We start from the raw sequence: 18,191 nt of genomic DNA on the forward strand, positions 1-18,191 counted from the left end.
GATGAATAAAAAGAAGCGGACGAGATATTTATTAATTGCTGTTGTCATTATATATGGTGCAGTTATTGCTCGTTTTTATATGCTTAGTAATGATGGGGATTATATCTTGCCTACAAATGATCTAGTGGCTTCTTTTAAACCTGTCACCTATCATGTGAAAGAAAACTTCACTATCAATAACAATTATAGAGATCCATTTTTAGGAACATTAGTGAGAAATAATAAAAATACATCTAACACTTCAAGAAAAGGAACTACAGATAATAAGGAGGACACTTACTTTCCAGCGATAACATATTTAGGAATTATTTCTGATGTTGGATCTTCTAAAAAAGTAATGTCTCTTAGAATAAATTCTGAAGAGTATGTGATTAAAGAGGGAAATACGGTTGATAGTATTCAGATCATTTCAGGAAATACAAAAAGCGTTTTAGTTTCATACAAAGGAAAACGTAAACGCATTACAATTTCAGATTAATGTTACTACACAAAAAAATAAGAGCAGGAGCATTGCAATTTGCTATTTTAGTAAGTGTTGTAATAGCAGCAATACTTAGTGCTTTTATCTTAATTAGTTATTCTCAGTTACGATTTGAAAAGCAACTACAACGATCTTCCAATACGATAAAACTAGTTCATGATGGTATATCCTATGCAAAACAAAAATCTATTTCTTATAATGATAGTATTATAATACAATTGGAAGAAGAGATAGCGGAAGAAATCATACTTTATAAAACACACTGGGGGATATTTGATAAAGTAATTTCTATTGGAAAAAGTAAAAATTTTGTATCTCAGAATATAGCACTCTTAGGCGGACAGTTATCCAAAGAACAGCGACCTGCTATTTACTTAGAAGACAGTAATTCTCCTTTAGTTGTTGTAGGGGATACAAGAATTCAAGGGAATGTAGTTCTTCCGAGACAAGGAGTGAGACCAGGAAATATCGCTGGTAATTATTATAATGGTACTTCATTAGTGTATGGGGGAATTATGCAAAATGCCTCTGTAAAACCTCAAATCTCAGAACAAAAAAAAGATTACATAAAGAGTTTGTTATTTGGAGATTTTCCACAAGAAGATTCGTTATTTATTCGCACTAACACACCGAGGATTACTTCTACATTCAAAACAAACTCTAAATGGCTGTATCGTCCTGATATGATAGAAATAGGGAGTCAAGAGATTACTAATAATATTATTATAAAATCGGATAGTTTAATTCGTGTATCCGCTTTCGCGAAAGCGTATAATATCATATTAATTGCTCCTTATATTGAAATTGAAGCCAATGTAGAAGGCTCTTTTCAAGCATTTGCATCAAAAGGTATTAGTGTGGCAGAAAATGCGAAACTATCATACCCTTCAGCCTTAGTGCTTTTTGAAGATGAAGATGAAAATAATCGTCTTAAAGAGTTCCAAGGAATTATTTTAGAAAATGGAAGTAGTGTTTTTGGAAGTGTGATTCATTTGAGTATTGAGAAAAATACTGATCAAAAACCTTTAATTACGATTAATGAAGGAGCTTTAGTACGAGGAGAAATATACAGTGATCATATTGTACAAATAGAGGGAGAAGTTACAGGGTCTATATATACTCATCAGTTTGCAATACAGAAAAGAGGATCGATCTATAAAAATCATCTTTTTGATGCGATTATTGATAGCAGAAATTTTCCTGAATCATTTTGTGGTATTGAGACAGAACAAACACAAACAAATGTAGTGCAATGGGTAGATTAAAAAAGAAAATACCTGCCTCTACACTCATGGAAACACTGGTTGCAACTAGTATTATTTTAATTGTATTCGTGGTTGCTTCTTTGGTGCTAATGAATACATTTAAATCTGTAGCAGAACGAGATACATTTTCTGTAAAGAATCGATTAGAGAAATTACAATATTTACTTGCTAATGAAAAAATAACACTTCCGTATGATGAGACATTTGAAGTTTATGAAATATCAATAGAAACAATTCAAGAAGAGGGAATAGCTTATATAATCTACATTGCAAAAAAACCAGAACAAGAAAAGACATTAGTTATAAAGCAAATTAAATGACACAAAAACATAAAATACCTGCTTTTACTCTTAGTGAGATACTCGTGGTCTTAGCGATTACAAGTATCGTTATTACAATAGCATTTACGGTTCTGAGTTTAATTTCAAAGCAATTTATAACTATGCAATCACGATATGAAGAGCGTACAGAAGTAACGAAATTTAAACAACGATTACTTTTTGATTTTGAAAAAGGATCTCAGGTATTTTGGAATGAAAAATTACAACAACTAACTATTGCTATTAAAGACGAAACGATTCGTTACGAGATCATGTCAGAATATGTGTTACGAGATTCAGATACGATTGATTTGAAAATTTTAAACACACAATTCTATCACAAAGGAGATACCATAGAAGAAGGAATAGTTGATGGTGTACAAATAGGTTTAGAAGCAACAGGACAACCGGTTCAATTTTTTGTTTCAAGAGAAATAGACGCTAGGCAGGCAGTACAAGAGGTATGGGATTAAAAATAAAAGATATAAAAAAAGAAAAGCTATCAAAGAATAGCGAATCTTCTCTTGATACTATCTTGAAGAAAGAGATTACACTGTTTGGAAATTCTTTCGGATCTAAAAAGAAAGAGCAATTTTATACAGAGCTAAGTGTACTTCTCAAATCGGGAATTCGTCTTAAAGATGCCTTGTATTTAATTTCTGAATCTCAAAAAAAGAAAGAAGATGCAGAATTGTTTTTAGGTATTGGAGATCGTATTGTCGCAGGAGATGACTTTTCTAAAACACTTAAAGAGCATAAATATTTCTCTTCCTATGAAGAGCATTCGGTAAGAATAGGAGAAGAAAGTGGCGCTTTGGAAAAGGTGACAACATCATTGGCTGATTTTTATAAACGTAAAAATGAACAACGACGTAATATTAAAAATGCATTAACCTATCCTATTTTTTTATTAATTACTGCTTTTTTAGCGGTGACTTTTATGTTGCGATTTGTAGTTCCTATTTTTCAAGATATGTTTAGACAAAATGATGTAGACCTTCCTGTAATTACACAATCAGTAATTTCAATATCTGAATGGATTGGCACCTACGGTTGGTTATTTTTAATAATAATTCTTTTATTCATTCTTTTTCAAAAGCAATTAACTAAAAAGAAGTGGTATCGATCTAAAAGAGATGTCTTTTTAATGAGACTACCGTTGATAGGTGCTTTTATAAAAACGTCTAACATTGCTCGTTTTACCCAAGCTGTTTCTTTATTAGTAAGTACGAAAGTATCTATTGTTCAGAGCATACATTTAGCTAAAAAGATGATTGATTTTTACCCATTGGAAAGAGATTTAGAAAAAGTAGAAGAAGATATATTAAAAGGGAGGAGTTTAAGTGAGAGCTTAAAGGAATATCCCTTTTTTGATAATAAAATGGTTGCTCTTGTTCGAGTAGCAGAAGAAACTAATAAAACAGAGTTCGTATTTCAACGCCTTAGCGAGCAATATAACGAAGAAGTATTACAAAAATCGAAAACGTTTTCTACGCTTTTAGAGCCTATCATCATCCTGATCGTAGGTTTTATTATTGGGGTTATTTTGATAGCAATGTATTTGCCTATGTTTGAGCTAGGAAACGTTCTGAAATAAAAAAGACCGGCACACCCTAAATGACCGATCTTAATATTGAATAATAGTTTGTTAGTCCTTCAGAAACCTTCAAGTAAAAGAAAGAACTTCTATTATGAAAAGAAAGTACAATAGTAGTCTTTAGGATAAAATCCCACAAATTTTTAGATACTGCCTTTCAGTAGTTTCGGTGATGTAGTAAACTGGTGCTTTTGAGAAATGTAATATTTTGATAATTGATTATCAGTGTAATAAATAAAGAATGAATCTCTGAATTGAGACTCATTCTTGTTTTTTGAAATAATGAAAGTTTGTTAGAAGCCATCAAATATGAATTCTTTATCCTTACGTGTAGTAAATTGGTGCTTTTGTATTTTATGTCATTGTCATTAGTAGTAAAATACATAGGTATATACGTCGGGCTTATTCCTTATGGATTACAGTAGTCTTGTTTTCTTCTCTTTTAAGTCGTAAAACGTAACCATCTTAAGCTTATTTATGACAACTCTTTTTCTGAAAAAAGGCTGTTAACATAAAAATAACACACAATAATGCTTTATTTACCAATGTATTAAGGAATATTGACATTTGTTTCTCAGTTATTTCAGTAACAAAGTGTTAAAATTTCATACTTATTTTTTAATTTTGGAGTTATAAATATGAAATGATTATGCTGATTAACCATCATAACCGTCATTTCATTTTTACCAAAACAAGCACCACCACCCCTTTTATTGAAAAACAGATACGTCTGTGGAAATCTATTACATCTATTTTGATTTGATGTATGTGATGATTTCTATGCGTGTCTTAATACCAAATTAGTAACCATTATATATTCATCACTATGAGTAGAATATCTTTGTTTTTATCTTTTATTTTTTTAATATCCTTCTCTCCTCTCTATTCGCAAATAGATGGAGATTCAGGAAATGGAACATCTGGCTACCAAGCTCCTGATATTACTCCTGTAAACCCGCAAACAGCTAGTCTTGGTCGTTATGGTAATGTGCCTATTAATACGGCCACAGGAAAAATGGGCTTTAGTGTACCTATTTATAACATAGCCGTAGACGGAGGTAGCATGCCTGTAAGTTTAGAATATAGTTATGGAGGGCTTATTTTAGAAGCTGCTCCTTCATTATGGGGACTGGGGTGGAATTTAAATGCCTATGGCTCTATTACAAAAGAAGTACGAGGACTCCCTGACGGGCATCCCGACGGATATTATGGAGCCAATAATGTAAAAGGAACCATTTTAGAACCTTTTATGGCTAATTGGAATGACCCTAATAATGCGACTTTAGGGCCTATGGAAATCTATGATTTTATTGAAATATTATATAATAAGTATGACTCTGAAGTAGATAAATATACTGTAAATGTAGGGGGGATGCAGTTTTCTTTTAAACTGCGATATGAAGGTAATACAGTAGTACCGTATTACCTATCTCAGCATAACTATAAAGTAGACGTTACCATGAGTACTACAGAATATTTTGCTGTGGGCTCTTTTGTGGTGACCAGTGATCAAGGTGTTAAATACTATTTTGATAATGACAATACAGAATCTGTGTATACAGAACCTGTAGGACTTACTAAGTATACAGAAGATAAAAATACTTCTTGGGTATTAAGTCGTGTCTTATATCCTAATGGGGAAGATATTGAATATACCTATGAAGAAGAGCAGTATGACCTATGGGGCTACGCTGCTTGGGGGACAACCCTTATTTCTGGATTTGAAGGCACACCTTCTGGAGATCCCAACTCTTTTGTTGCAGGCTATGGAGATCGTATCAGCAAAACAGTAATGCGTCGTATGAATTTAAGTCGTATTGATTTCCCAGAAGGATCATTAGATTTTGGAACCGCTACAACCGCAGATGGGCGGTTACTTTACAATAGTATTACGCTTAAGAATATTGAAAATACGGTAGTAGATCAATATGATATTAGTTATTTAGGAGTACGCGAAGGATTAGTCAATATTCAAAAAAATAATGAGTTTCTTTATGGATTTGAATATCACGGAATCCATACGCCTGAAGATATGCCCGTTTATTTTCTGAATGAAAATGATCTGCCGTTAGATCAGGATTCTTGGAAGTATTTTAATGATGCAAATAATGACTATGCTGTTAACTTAGAACAAGGGGGATATATCGCAGATAAGTCTCCAGATTTTTCAAGTACTCGTTTAGGAGCTATGAGACGTATCTTATACCCTACAGGTGGATATTCTACAATTGAATATGAGCAAAACCAAATAGCTGATGATTATAATGAATCTGTAGGAAATGGTCCTGTTGCTTTTAATAGACAATTACTAGTTCAGTTAAATCCATCTGTAGATAATGATGAGAGAGAAGTTACTTTTCAATATACTTTTAATGAGCCTACCGAAGCCTATATTTCTCATAAATTAGAAGGGGATGCGTTAAATAATTTTTTAGAAGCAAAAATTACAAAAATAGGAGGAGGACCTTGTAATGAGTATAATTGTTACAGTGGGGGTTATGATACATCAGGGTATTATTACGAACAAGCTCCAAGCATGAGAGAAGTGCTCAGTGTCAATTGTTCTTTTTACCCGCTTCCTGTATTATGTCCAACATTAATTACTTCCATAGAATTAGATAATACACCAAGTGGATACGGATATAAAGAAGAGAATTCTGCTGGACGTGTAGTGATTGCTCCTGGTACTTATGAATTTACTATTACAACAAAACCTAATAATGGAAATTCTCCACCACTGTTTTCTACAGGTTCTATGCATGGAGAAATTAGAATAGGATTTTATGAACCCCCAACCGATCAGAATAATGAAGTGCCAGAGTCTGCCAATGTAAATATAGGAGGGATTCGTGTGACTAGAATTAATCATTATACTGATGGGGCGTTAGCAACAAAAACCATCTATGATTATAATGACGATGAAGGGCTCTCTACAGGGCGTATTAATCATATACCTCAAGAAATATTTACTCAGCATTTAACACGATTAAATCATCCGTCTGGAAATGAATATCAAGAAGTAAGAATACATGATATCAAAGCATTTAGCTATCTAAATGATGCCAATGGTGTTCCTGTCTATTACGGAAAAGTACGTACCTATTCTGAAGAAGGTGAGGTATTTCAACCAGTATCTGGAGAAGAAGCATTATCGGTATCTACGATTCCTTTAGACACCAATCCTAACGGTTCAAGAATTATCACGGTTAGTGGCCCAAACCCTAATGCTGTAGTAAATGTAGATGGCGTGATAGGTAGGTATACCGATGTATATCCAGAAGGATACACAACACAAGAGTTTACATTTCCACAAGAGTACCCTTATTTCAGATATCCAGGAGTTCCTACACAAGAAGATTTGACTAAGGCAGTACCTAAAGGAGGTGAGACATTTGTTTATAACCCCAATACTGTTGATTATGATACAGTTCGTTCTAATGAAACGTTACATGGGATTTTAAAAAAACCAAGTAGTAATCACGAATATTTTGATAATGGAGAAACCTATAGCTATGATACCAATACAGATCATCCTTGGAGTTTTAAAATAGTTATAAAACCACATCGTATCCTCGATTATTCGCTATATGATTATGATGAACCGTATCCTTCAGATCCTGCAGAAGCTCAAGCACTCAAAGATCTTCATGATGTGCATCCGTACAGAGAGACAGTTCTTAGTAGGCGCCCTACTCAAACCACGACCTATACACAAGGAATCACTAGTATTCAGAGTATAGAATATGATAGCTATACACAGGTGAAAAAACAAACCACGACCACTAGCGAAGGAGAAGTTACTTCACAAGAGTTATTCTATCCATATAGTACTGAAGTAGCTTCAGAGGAGCAATATCAGGATATGGTTGCAAATAATGTTATTACCACACCAGTGATGACCAAAGCAACGCAGGATGGTACATTGCTGGCAACTCAGAAAACAAATTTCACGCAAGTGGAAAATGGATTTAAACCTAGTAGTATCGAAAGCGCTAAAGCAACCGATGCATTAGAAGAACGTATCCGTTTTGAGGGATATAGTGAGATAGGAAATATTCAGGAAGTGAGAAATACAGCAGGAGAATATACCTCATTTATCTGGGGATATGACGGGAAGTATGTTGTCGCAAAAGTGGCTAATGCTCGCTATCTAAATGCAACAAATGGATTAGATTTTGAAATCATTAATAGTCCAGCATCAGATGCCGTCTTACAATCAGAATTAGATGAGATAAGACAAAATAATCCAAATGCACAGGTGACCACTTATACGTACAAACCACTTGTAGGGGTTACATCAGTTACCGATCCCCGAGGCTATACCATGTTCTATGAGTATGACACTCAGAATAGGCTGAAGTATGTCAAAGATCAAGACGGAAAAGTCTATTCTAAAAATGAATATCACTATAGTACCTCTAACTAATTATAAATCGGAAAAACAGATGAAAAAATATATAATCACCATCGCATTACTCATTCCGATGTTAATTATCGGACAATCACAGGATAAGAATTACGTAAAAACAACGAGCTATCAACAGCCAGTTGAAGAGGGACAAGAAGATAATCTTGATCCGTCTCAAAAGATTGAATCTATTGGCTATGTAGATGGTCTTGGACGACCTATTCAATCTATTGCTGTAGGTGCAGGAGGTCAAGGACAAAATATCATGTCCTATACAGAATATGATGCTTTAGGAAGAACACCAAAGCAATATCTTCCTTATGCTACACCTTCGCAAATACCGAATCCATTAGATTTTATGGATCAAACGGTTCTTAAAGCTAACATAGGAAGTTTCTATAATAGCTCTAAATATGAAAATACTCTGAATCCATATTCAGAGATGGTGTATGAAAACTCACCGCTTAATAGAGTATTAAAACAAGGAGCGCCTGGGGCTTCTTGGGTAGTAGGACAAGATGATACCGATCATACTATCAAATTTGAATATCTACATAATATAGCAAATGAAGTACGCTTTTTTGATGTGAGTTTTACTGGAGGGAATACCCAGACTCCTTCTCTTACCTTATCTGGATTTTATTCAGCGAATGAGCTTTATAAAAACATCACTAAGGATGAGAACTGGACAATAGCTTCTGGAGATAATCATACTACGGAGGAATTCGCTAATAAGAAAGGACAGGTTGTTTTAAAACGCACCTATAATAATGATATTCCACATGATACCTATTATATCTATGATGATTATGGTAATCTATCTTTTGTGCTTTCTCCAGAAGGGAGTGATCAAATTGTAAACGGAAATGTACTTAGAAGTAATTATCAGCAAATACTTAATGATTTGTGTTATCAATATAAGTATGACTATCGAAACAGACTTATTGAGAAGAAAGTCCCTGCCAAAGGGTGGGAGTCTATTGTATATAATAAACTAGATCAGCCTATCTTAACTCAAGATGCAAATCAATACGCTGTGACTCCTCAAAGAGAATGGCTTTTTACCAAGTATGATGCTTTTGGAAGAGTCGTTTATACAGGAATTAAAAATGCGAATATTTCAAGAACAACCTATCAAAGTGTTGCAGATAATACTTTTGGGCAAGTACAACAATATGAGTCGCGAATAACAAATCCTGTAACTACAGGGGGAATTGATTTATACTATACCCAAAATACTGTACCAACAACATTCAATGAGGTGCTTACGGTTAACTATTATGATACGTATGAAGACCTAGGTGGATATAGTTTGCCAAATTCAGTATACGGACAAATCCTTACTTCAAATACCCAAGGATTACCAACTGTATCAAAAGTACGCGTATTAGGAACTGATGATTGGATTACAACCATTACTGGTTATGATGATAAAGGACGCCCGATCTTTGTTCGTAGTGAAAACACCTATTTAGGCACGATAGACACTTCAGAATCACTTTTAGATTTTACAGGAAAAGTACTTGAGACAAGAACAACACATCAAAAAGCTGGACATCAAGCAGTGGTAACAAAAGATTTCTTTAGTTATGACCATCAAAATAGGCTGATCAATCATTTGCAACAAATTGATAACGAGCCTGTGCAACTCATAGCGAGCAATACCTATGATGAATTAGGACAATTAGAATCAAAGCGAGTAGGAGGACAACTCTTTGAATCAGGATATACTGATATTACTGCTGGTCGTATCGATGTATCAGAAGAAGGAATAATTACCAAAACCTATGCGACGAGTTCTTATGATTCAGGACTAGCTACCGTTGGAAAGATAGAAGGAGATGGAGGACTTTCTTTTATAAATCTTTCAGAGAATAAAAGATATGTAGTAGGACTTAATGATAACAATCAGTATACAAATTCTGTTAATGAGATTGAATATGCCTTCTTTTTTAATTGGAATAACCCAGGAAGATATAAGGTTAGAATACTTGAAAATGGATCTTTTTCTTATTTATCTGGATATATCAATTACAATGCAAATGATCACTTTGCTATAGAGCGAGAAGCAAATGTGCTTTCTTTTATCCACAATGGAGCTGTTGTAGCGACCTATACCATGACACAGAACTTCCCTTCGTTAGTCGGTGATATGGTGATGGCTGACCAAGGAGCGCAGATAAGTAGTTTGAATTTATATGCGACAACTATTGATAAGAGTCTTCAAAAAGTAGATTATCAGTATAACGTACGAGGATGGCTCACTGATATTAACGATATTAATAGTAATTCTGGAGAACGTGATTTGTTCAACTTCCATATCAATTACGACACAAAAGATGGAATGAATGCTACAGGTAGTGTTCAACCTTTATACAATGGTAATATTTCTCAGACGATGTGGAGTACTGCTAATTCTGATAATCAAACAAGAGCTTATGGCTATGCCTATGATGATTTAAATAGGATTAATAGTGGCTTTAGTAGGCGTGGGACAAACTACGATACTGTAGATAGTTATAGTTTGCTTGGGGTTAATTATGATAAGAATGGAAACATTGGTGCTTTAGAGCGTAGAGGAGCTATTCCAAACACAACAAGCACAGGAATAATGGATAATCTAACCTATATTTATAATGGGAACCAATTACTCAGTGTAACTGATAATGCGAATACACAAAGTATCAAAAAACAAGGGTTCTATGATGGAAATACTACTGGTGATGATTATCAATATGATGTGAATGGAAATATGATCCTAGATAATAATAAAGGGATTGACAATATTGAGTATAATTATCTTAATCTTCCTGAAACTGTAACCATTAATACAATTGATGCTGAAGGAGATGCTCAACAAGGAACAATTAACTATATTTACGATGCGACAGGAATAAAACTTGCCAAAGTAGTGAATGATGTAAATCAAAATGGACCGATTATAACCTATTATGCAGGAGGGTATATTTATGAAAACAGTAATAATACTGAATCTCTAAAGATGTTTCCACATCCTGAAGGATATGTAGAGCCCGTATATGGTACTTCTAAATCTATTCAGAAGTTTAGTTCACAAACGCAAACGACATCTTTTTCATCATATCAGTATGCGTTTAATTATACTGATCATCTAGGAAATGTACGACTAACTTATAGTGACTCGGATGGAGATGGATCAATTAAACCGTCATCAGAAATTATATCTGAGAAGCACTATTATCCATTTGGATTGCAACAAAAAGGATATAATGACGTGGTTACATCAAATGTAAACAGCGTTGCAAACCGATTTGGGTATGGAAATAAAGAATTAGGAGAAGAACTTGGGCTTGATTGGTATGATATTTCTGCTCGTAACTATGATCCTGCTATAGGAAGATGGATGAATATTGATCCACTTGCAGATAAAATGAGGAGACATTCTCCATATAATTATGCTTTCGATAACCCTATATTTTTTACAGACCCTGACGGTATGGCGCCTCAAGGACCTGGAAATCCAGTCAAGGGATTGTTAAAGACAGCTTTGAGATCACTGAAAAAAGCTGGTAGGCAAGGAAAACAGGCAAAGTTAAGATCATTACTTAGCGACCCTAATGTTAGTAGAGCTGATAAGGGATGGATAAAGTCAGACCTTAATCATATTAAAAGGAAAAGTAAAAATAAAAGAGGAAATCCCAGAAAAAACCTTAGGAATCCACCTGGAAAAGATTTAGCACATGAAAGAGGAAGAGAAGCTGCTAAAGGATATGGTTATGAACACTCAAATGTTCAAGACAGGTTTTTACATAGGCTTCAGCATAAATATGATAATAATGGCAGAAAAAATAAAGAACGTCCAATAATTGCAGGGCTTTTAATAGTAGGGGCATCAACATCAGTATCAGCAGAGGAAGAAATTGATTCAGAGCCATCAGCAGCGGAGAAATCTGAACAATTTGCAGCTGCTTATGCTGCTTGGCTGGCACCGATATCAGATGGTATAGAAAACCCTGCTAAAAAAATATTTGGAGAAAATGAAATCACTCAATTTTTAGATGAAATGAATCCTATGAATTGGGGTCTTTCTGGACTTGTACAATATACTGACGAAGTTTTAAATGAAAATAATGGTTCTAGTGAAAGTCAAGATAATTCAAACAATAACAACCAACAGCAAGGAGATACTTGTAATGAGGAGAGTTGTGATGGATGATTTAATAATAGATAACTGTTTATTGTAAATAAGCATAAATTAAAAGGCTAGACCAATATTATTGATCTAGCCTTTTAATTTTTTTGAGTTGAAGAAAGATATCCTTTCTTATCTTATTTAAGAATATCTTTTATTTGTTGCTCTAAGTCATTGATCCCTTCAAATTTTCTAAAGTTTAAATCTTTTTTTAGAGAGTTTAGTTCATTTATTAAATCGAGAATCAATTCTAAAGGTTCAGCTTCGAAACCAAACATATTTTGGTCAAATTCTGAACCTACTAATAGATTGTCATTCTCCATGCCAATACACCAATTTTCTATAAAATCAACAAGGGAAATTTCTATTACTTTATATTTTATCCACTCACCTTTTATACAAGACTTTGCTAGTGCTTTTTCTGCCCAAAAACAAATAAGACCAATAGGGTTTCCATCATCATCATCATATTGAGTCGAACTAGAAGTTGCGAAACCTCCACTACTTTTCAAAACATACACTACTTCAGATTTACATATAGTTTTTATAAATCTTTTATGTCTTTTTTCAATTAGTAATGAATCTTGTAACATTTTATTATTCTTTATATCAGTTAAACTTCTACAACAAATTTAACTGATTTTTAGCTTAAACTCAAAATGGATGAATGAGTCCAATACAATGAATACCATTTTTATATAGAATAGTAAATTATACTTGGACTTTCACATCTATAAAGTTTAGAATTTTACGATATGAAAAGAGTTACCATTTGATTAGTATTTCGAAATGAAGATCATGATATCTTCAATATTGTCTTCATCGTCTCATTTTCTGTGTTTAATTTATCGATTGATTCTTTATAAGCTTTGGTATCAAAATCTATTTCATGTTTTTTAAGTTCTTCTATAGTACTATTTAATATTAAATGCGAACGCTCAAGACGTTTATGTAAGTTTTTATCTCGTTCAATTTTTTTCTTTTTTACAACTCGAATGACAGAAAGAAAATACAGAATTAGAGCAATAATAATTACCGCAGCTAAAGCAATGAAGAAATTTGTAATTGGATTATCAAAAACTTCTCCTGCATCATTATGATAGGCTTCATGACAATGGTTAGGACCATCTACAGGATAAAATGTAGTATCAATTATCCTCATCAGTTCTGCAACACTTTTCATATGAGACTTTTTTTAAAAAGGGAAGTGAGAAGGATATCATTTTTGACAAATGAAACGATTCCTAAAAGAGAAGATATAATTCCTATAATCGTCCATATATCCATTATACGAAATGATCATTTATAACAACCAACATAGTAAGAACAAATAAAATAAATATGTTCGCTAATACAATTTCTTTTCTTTTTAAAGATTGTGTTTTAAAGACAAATTGAATCTAGTCTCTATTGAAGTGAGAGAGTTCTCGGAGTCCTTGTTTAAATACTTTCATATAATGGTGTCTTCAGATTTCTTGCTTATACGTATTCAATAATTTCCCCTTAATCCAAATATAGGTGTTTTTCCTACAAATAATTAATTGTTAGTTAGTTATATTTGCCTGATTAATGTGTTAATTGGGGGATTAACACTAAAACGATTAGTAAAAGCACCTTAAACAAGGTGCTTTGCTAATTACTATTTATCTCTTTAACTATTGGTTTTTACATAGAAAAGTACACCCACATTTAGTGTTAGTAATATGGCAATGCCTAGATATACTAATGTTTTCGTATTCTTAGCTACCTTTAAATCGGTATCACGAGATACACGAGCGTTATATAATAATTCCATGAGAATTTGCCTATCAGTATAATGACCTCTGCTATTTTCAAACCTCTTTTGATTGCTTGATTTTCGTTTTGTATGCTGTTCTTGTTCCACAATTAAATTTACTAATTATAAGTTTTTTCTTACAAACATATAAATAAATTTTGTATCTTAATTGAGCATAGTATAACCCTAGATTAGATCGGTAAACGTGTGTAAAAATCGGATAAAGAGTATTGTCAACTTTTAGAGCACTATGGTATTCATTATCTTAATCTGATGAAATCATATTAATTACCCAACTTCAGCAAAGCATCTTTTTTAAGATGCTTTGTCATTTCGTACATAGAGGTATAAAAATCATTGCATCAGATAATTATATTAATATAATTGTGAATTTAATTTTATAATTAATGGATAATGAGTACATTGTAATTAATATTTTATTAAAAACATAATGTAAGTACTTGCTCCCTAACAGTTACTTTCTATACACCCCAATTATATAAAGGATGACTGATATAAATACCTATTTCTCTTATGCTTCTCATAAGTTAGACCATTATTCCATTTCACTACTACAAGAAACAGAAACAAATGTGAGAGAAGTTGTTAATGGGGAAAAACATTATTGCTTTGGAGTACAGGTCTATAAAACGGGAAAATATTTTATTTTCTATGTAGATAATATCAATAATACATTAAGCGGTATGGGTTTGGATTTACATTTGAAAATAGATGTCGATACTAGAACAAGCTATACCTTACTGGATACCACTAAAAATCTTGTGTGTATATGTAACAAGTATCTTCCGAAAGTAAGTAATGAAGAACAGGCACTTCATAACAGTTATGAGTTAATTACAAGTTGGGAAGCTTCGGTATACGAGGTTCTACAATTACATAAGTTATTTAATAAAAAGAGGATAATGGATTCTTGGTTTGATCTAGATTTTGAAGATTTGAAGTTTATTAAGTATAGAATGGAGAAGTATAAGGTGGCATAATCACGTTATGATCATCATAAAGTATTCAATTATTCTAACCAAATCTCTCTGATTTATTGAATCTACCCCACTTCACCTCTTTATCATACCCACGAGCAGATAACCAAACCTATTTCTCTTATATAAAAAATGAATGCCCTTGGACATACATCACAAGTGCACTCGAAACCTTTATTTAGGGATAAAAGGCTAATTTATAATCTCCTTCTTTATCTTCTTACACTGATATTCTTTTGTAATATTGTAAATTATACAGCAATTTTATAATCATCATTAATGTCATTAACCATTTTTCGTCTATTACTAGATTTTGGATTAGTTGTTTTAATTTGGATTATCCAACTTATTGTATATCCTAGTTTTCATTATTATGACAGAAATAGCCTTGTCGAATGGCATAGTAACTATACTTCTCGTTTTAGTTTTATTGTTATTCCTTTAATGTTAGGTCAGTTAGGCATTGCTTTCTATAGCTTAACGCTAACAATAAATTTCAATACAATCATCAACTTAGTCATTATTGTGATTATATGGCTTATTACTTTTTTAATATTTGTTCCCATTCATTCAAAAATTTCAAGAGGTAAAATCAGCGATAGAATGTTATCATCATTAGTAAGAAAGAATTGGTTGCGGACAATATTTTGGAATACACTGTTTGCATATAATTTTGCACAACTATCTAATATTTAAATAACTGAAAATTAATTTGTTACATATGCAGCCCATCTGCTGCTTTTTGCGTAATAATCGTTGAGAATTAAACAACAGCCTACATATATGGTGTAGAGTCAATCAATTGGTAAGGGGGCAGAACATAGACCACAAGGTCATGAACGACAATATAAGATTGATTAGATTGTAGAAATATTTCCAATAAATCATAACGCTCAATTAATCAGTAGTTTAGCAATTGTCAATTAAAGTATTCTCGAAAAAATCTAAAAATATTGAAAGACCTTTATTATAATGGACATCGTGTTTAATTATTTTTAACAAAACTGTTAAAAAATGAATTAAAAATATGATATTTACAATAATTAGAGCGTATTGTAAATATTTTATGAAAATAATAGGTATTTACTTATATATTCATTAATATTATAGTGCTGATAGATTCATTAACTTTTTAAAATTAAAATATATTGTCTATATTTGCACCCCCTCTGATGGGAGTCACTTTATGCCCCAGTAAAGCAACTCACGTAAACTCAATTTAAGTTTTTTGTCTAGAATACCATCGTGAAAAACGATGCTCGTTTATTTGGACATTAGCGCTTATTTTGAAACATTCTGGAAGAATACAATATTCCTCAGAATAAACATTAGAGCATTTGATAAATAGAATTGACGAAAATAAAAACGCCAAAAAGGTACACTTAATAAGTGAATAAGATGTGAGAATCATATTTATTAATTTTAAGTTAAACTTATTGGTATACAAAGCCCTTACTCTGACCAGTAAGGGTTTTTCTATTTTAGATTAATGCTCTGACCAGCAAAAATGTTATCATAGAAAAGTCCAAGACTATTAGATACCTATTTTATTATTTTATCTATATCATTATCATTTTTTAGTTTTTAAATTTTGAGACTTCTATACCATACAGATATATTCACCTATTGTTTAAATGCGCAACTACTTCTAATTACTTACTTGTTTTGCATACAAGTCTTTTATATTTCCGATTTTGTGAAGTGTCTTTAAAAATATCTTGATCAGATAGTTTTAAATTTTTTAGAAAGCTTAGTTATGCTAACAATAATCGAGAATTACTGATCTCTGCATAATAAACCCAACTTCAACAATTTATCACATTGAAACTATTAATTTCCTCCAATAAATCTGTCGCTCACTTATATCTAAGTATTCAATAAATTGTTTTACTATTAATATGATTCAAGTTGGGTACTACAAATATAATTGATTAAAATACCACTGAAATATATTATTTTAGTTTTTAGACCTTTGTGACTAAAACATCGATGAACTACACAAATTTTAACTTTAGATTGCGTATTTTATGGTGATTACTTAACCATTTATAGAGTTTTTGGTAAAATCATTGTTAAAATAAACTATTCTTAATGCCATTAAAAAACATCTACACGAATGTAGATGTTTAGGTATTCAATTATTCTAACCAAATCTCTTTGGCTTTATTAAATCCAACCCACTTCATTTCCTTGTCATACCCACGAGCAGACAAACTATAACGAATAAGTTTTTCAAGCGGTATATCATAGGCAAGAATGAATCTTAAAAGTTCTCCGTTCAAAGTTCCAAAAGTACCTTTAAGCTCTTCCCAAAACCATAATGGATTACGATCTGCAAAGATTTCAGCAATTCGATCATAGGAGAGGGAAGTGTAACTTTTGGGTAATACTTCAAAAGTTTCTCCAACAACCGTTGGATGATCGACTGGTACAATCAAATAATCATGATCGATACTTTGAATAACTCCATACTCTTTATCAGTAGTACGGTTTTCAAAGTTGAGCCATAAGGCATTGTCTATTGCCTTACTTTTTTGTTGCTGTCGTATCATCTTTCTTGTCTTTGAGAGTTCCTTTTTTTAAAGCAATAGTTTTAACAGGCTCTTTCTTTTCAGATTGTTTTGCATCATCTTTTACTTCGGATGTTTCTTTTACCCCTTGTACTCCGTCTTTTACATCTTCCTTTTTAATAGACGTTCCATTGAGTGAAATGATGTCTTCACGAGAAGATAATCCCTCTGCTGCTTTTTTGCGAATCAATCGTTGAGAATTAAATAGTGGTCTACATTTAATATTAAAGGCGGTATAGTTTACTACCTCCTTCGGATTTTCATGACTTCCTGCATAGATAGTATAGAGTTCATCGTTTGTTAAAGAATAATTTTTAGCTTCCATAATGATATTAAGTGCTTTGGTCGCTACGTCATTTAGTGAACTTTTGGTCTCTGATGAATCAAAGCCTAATGCTTCAATCTGTTTCTTTTGTTCTTCATTGGCATACTTTAAAAAAACTTCTGCTTCTTTTCGATAGCCTTTGAGACGATCTGCAACAGTTGCTTTTTCTTCTTTTGCTTGAGTGATCTTTGCATCAGCATCTTTTAAGAGTTCTTGATCGGTAGTGATATTCTGTATCAGCGTATCAACAATACTTGGTGTTTTCATAATATTCAGTTT

The 18,191-nt window shown here is 32.5% G+C and carries 14 protein-coding genes; 9 read left to right on the forward strand and 5 right to left on the reverse strand.

The features are described from left to right. The first annotated feature begins 1 nt into the window (after position 1). From Q1A01_RS03595 to Q1A01_RS03625, 7 genes are all read left to right on the forward strand, one after another. The gene (locus Q1A01_RS03595; RefSeq protein WP_299676101.1) at positions 2 to 478 is read left to right on the forward strand and encodes a hypothetical protein; all 477 of its coding nucleotides are present in this window, start codon (positions 2 to 4) and stop codon (positions 476 to 478) included. Next, the gene (locus tag Q1A01_RS03600; protein WP_299676104.1) at positions 478 to 1,746 is read left to right on the forward strand and encodes a hypothetical protein; all 1,269 of its coding nucleotides are present in this window, start codon (positions 478 to 480) and stop codon (positions 1,744 to 1,746) included. Before Q1A01_RS03595 ends, Q1A01_RS03600 begins: the two co-directional genes overlap by 1 nt. Beyond that, on the forward strand, positions 1,734 to 2,066 hold the full coding sequence (locus Q1A01_RS03605; RefSeq protein WP_299676107.1) for a hypothetical protein: 333 nt from the start codon (positions 1,734 to 1,736) through the stop codon (positions 2,064 to 2,066). The genes Q1A01_RS03600 and Q1A01_RS03605 overlap by 13 nt, the downstream gene beginning before the upstream one ends. Further along, the gene (locus tag Q1A01_RS03610; protein WP_299676110.1) at positions 2,063 to 2,539 is read left to right on the forward strand and encodes a prepilin-type N-terminal cleavage/methylation domain-containing protein; all 477 of its coding nucleotides are present in this window, start codon (positions 2,063 to 2,065) and stop codon (positions 2,537 to 2,539) included. The genes Q1A01_RS03605 and Q1A01_RS03610 overlap by 4 nt, the downstream gene beginning before the upstream one ends. After that, positions 2,530 to 3,663 carry a type II secretion system F family protein gene (locus tag Q1A01_RS03615; RefSeq protein WP_299676113.1) on the forward strand — a complete coding sequence of 378 codons (1,134 nt, stop codon included), beginning with the start codon at positions 2,530 to 2,532 and terminating at the stop codon, positions 3,661 to 3,663. Before Q1A01_RS03610 ends, Q1A01_RS03615 begins: the two co-directional genes overlap by 10 nt. An 826-nt stretch (positions 3,664 to 4,489) precedes the next feature. Then, complete coding sequence (locus tag Q1A01_RS03620; RefSeq protein WP_299676116.1) at positions 4,490 to 8,089, forward strand: hypothetical protein; 3,600 nt, start codon at positions 4,490 to 4,492, stop codon at positions 8,087 to 8,089. Positions 8,090 to 8,108: 19 nt separating this feature from the next. Next, entirely contained in the window at positions 8,109 to 12,266 is a 4,158-nt protein-coding gene (locus Q1A01_RS03625) for a DUF6443 domain-containing protein (RefSeq protein ID WP_299676119.1), read from the forward strand. A 113-nt stretch (positions 12,267 to 12,379) separates the two neighbouring features. Here the strand turns inward: Q1A01_RS03625 and Q1A01_RS03630 are convergent, their stop codons facing one another. The 3 genes from Q1A01_RS03630 to Q1A01_RS03640 form a co-directional block, all read right to left on the reverse strand. After that, positions 12,380 to 12,835, reverse strand: a complete 456-nt coding sequence (locus Q1A01_RS03630; protein WP_299676122.1) for a DUF2750 domain-containing protein — start codon at positions 12,833 to 12,835, stop codon at positions 12,380 to 12,382. A gap of 203 nt (positions 12,836 to 13,038) precedes the next feature. Continuing rightward, complete coding sequence (locus Q1A01_RS03635; protein WP_299676125.1) at positions 13,039 to 13,425, reverse strand: hypothetical protein; 387 nt, start codon at positions 13,423 to 13,425, stop codon at positions 13,039 to 13,041. Between the two features lie 468 nt (positions 13,426 to 13,893). After that, complete coding sequence (locus Q1A01_RS03640; protein ID WP_299676128.1) at positions 13,894 to 14,127, reverse strand: hypothetical protein; 234 nt, start codon at positions 14,125 to 14,127, stop codon at positions 13,894 to 13,896. Positions 14,128 to 14,525: 398 nt separating this feature from the next. Here Q1A01_RS03640 and Q1A01_RS03645 point away from each other — a divergent pair, with 398 nt between their 5' ends. Beyond that, positions 14,526 to 15,020 (forward strand): hypothetical protein, encoded by a 495-nt coding sequence (locus Q1A01_RS03645; RefSeq protein ID WP_299676131.1) that lies wholly within the window; start codon positions 14,526 to 14,528, stop codon positions 15,018 to 15,020. Positions 15,021 to 15,296: 276 nt separating this feature from the next. Then, on the forward strand, positions 15,297 to 15,713 hold the full coding sequence (locus Q1A01_RS03650; RefSeq protein ID WP_299676134.1) for a hypothetical protein: 417 nt from the start codon (positions 15,297 to 15,299) through the stop codon (positions 15,711 to 15,713). Positions 15,714 to 17,155: 1,442 nt separating this feature from the next. Here Q1A01_RS03650 and Q1A01_RS03655 read toward each other — a convergent pair. Both Q1A01_RS03655 and Q1A01_RS03660 read right to left on the reverse strand, forming a co-directional pair. Continuing rightward, on the reverse strand, positions 17,156 to 17,569 hold the full coding sequence (locus tag Q1A01_RS03655; RefSeq protein ID WP_299676137.1) for a hypothetical protein: 414 nt from the start codon (positions 17,567 to 17,569) through the stop codon (positions 17,156 to 17,158). Next, entirely contained in the window at positions 17,544 to 18,179 is a 636-nt protein-coding gene (locus Q1A01_RS03660) for a hypothetical protein (protein ID WP_299676140.1), read from the reverse strand. The genes Q1A01_RS03655 and Q1A01_RS03660 overlap by 26 nt, the downstream gene beginning before the upstream one ends. Between the last annotated feature and the right edge of the window lie 12 nt (positions 18,180 to 18,191).

The sequence above is a fragment of the uncultured Dokdonia sp. genome, from assembly GCF_947492815.1.
Taxonomy (GTDB): Bacteria; Bacteroidota; Bacteroidia; order Flavobacteriales; family Flavobacteriaceae; genus Dokdonia.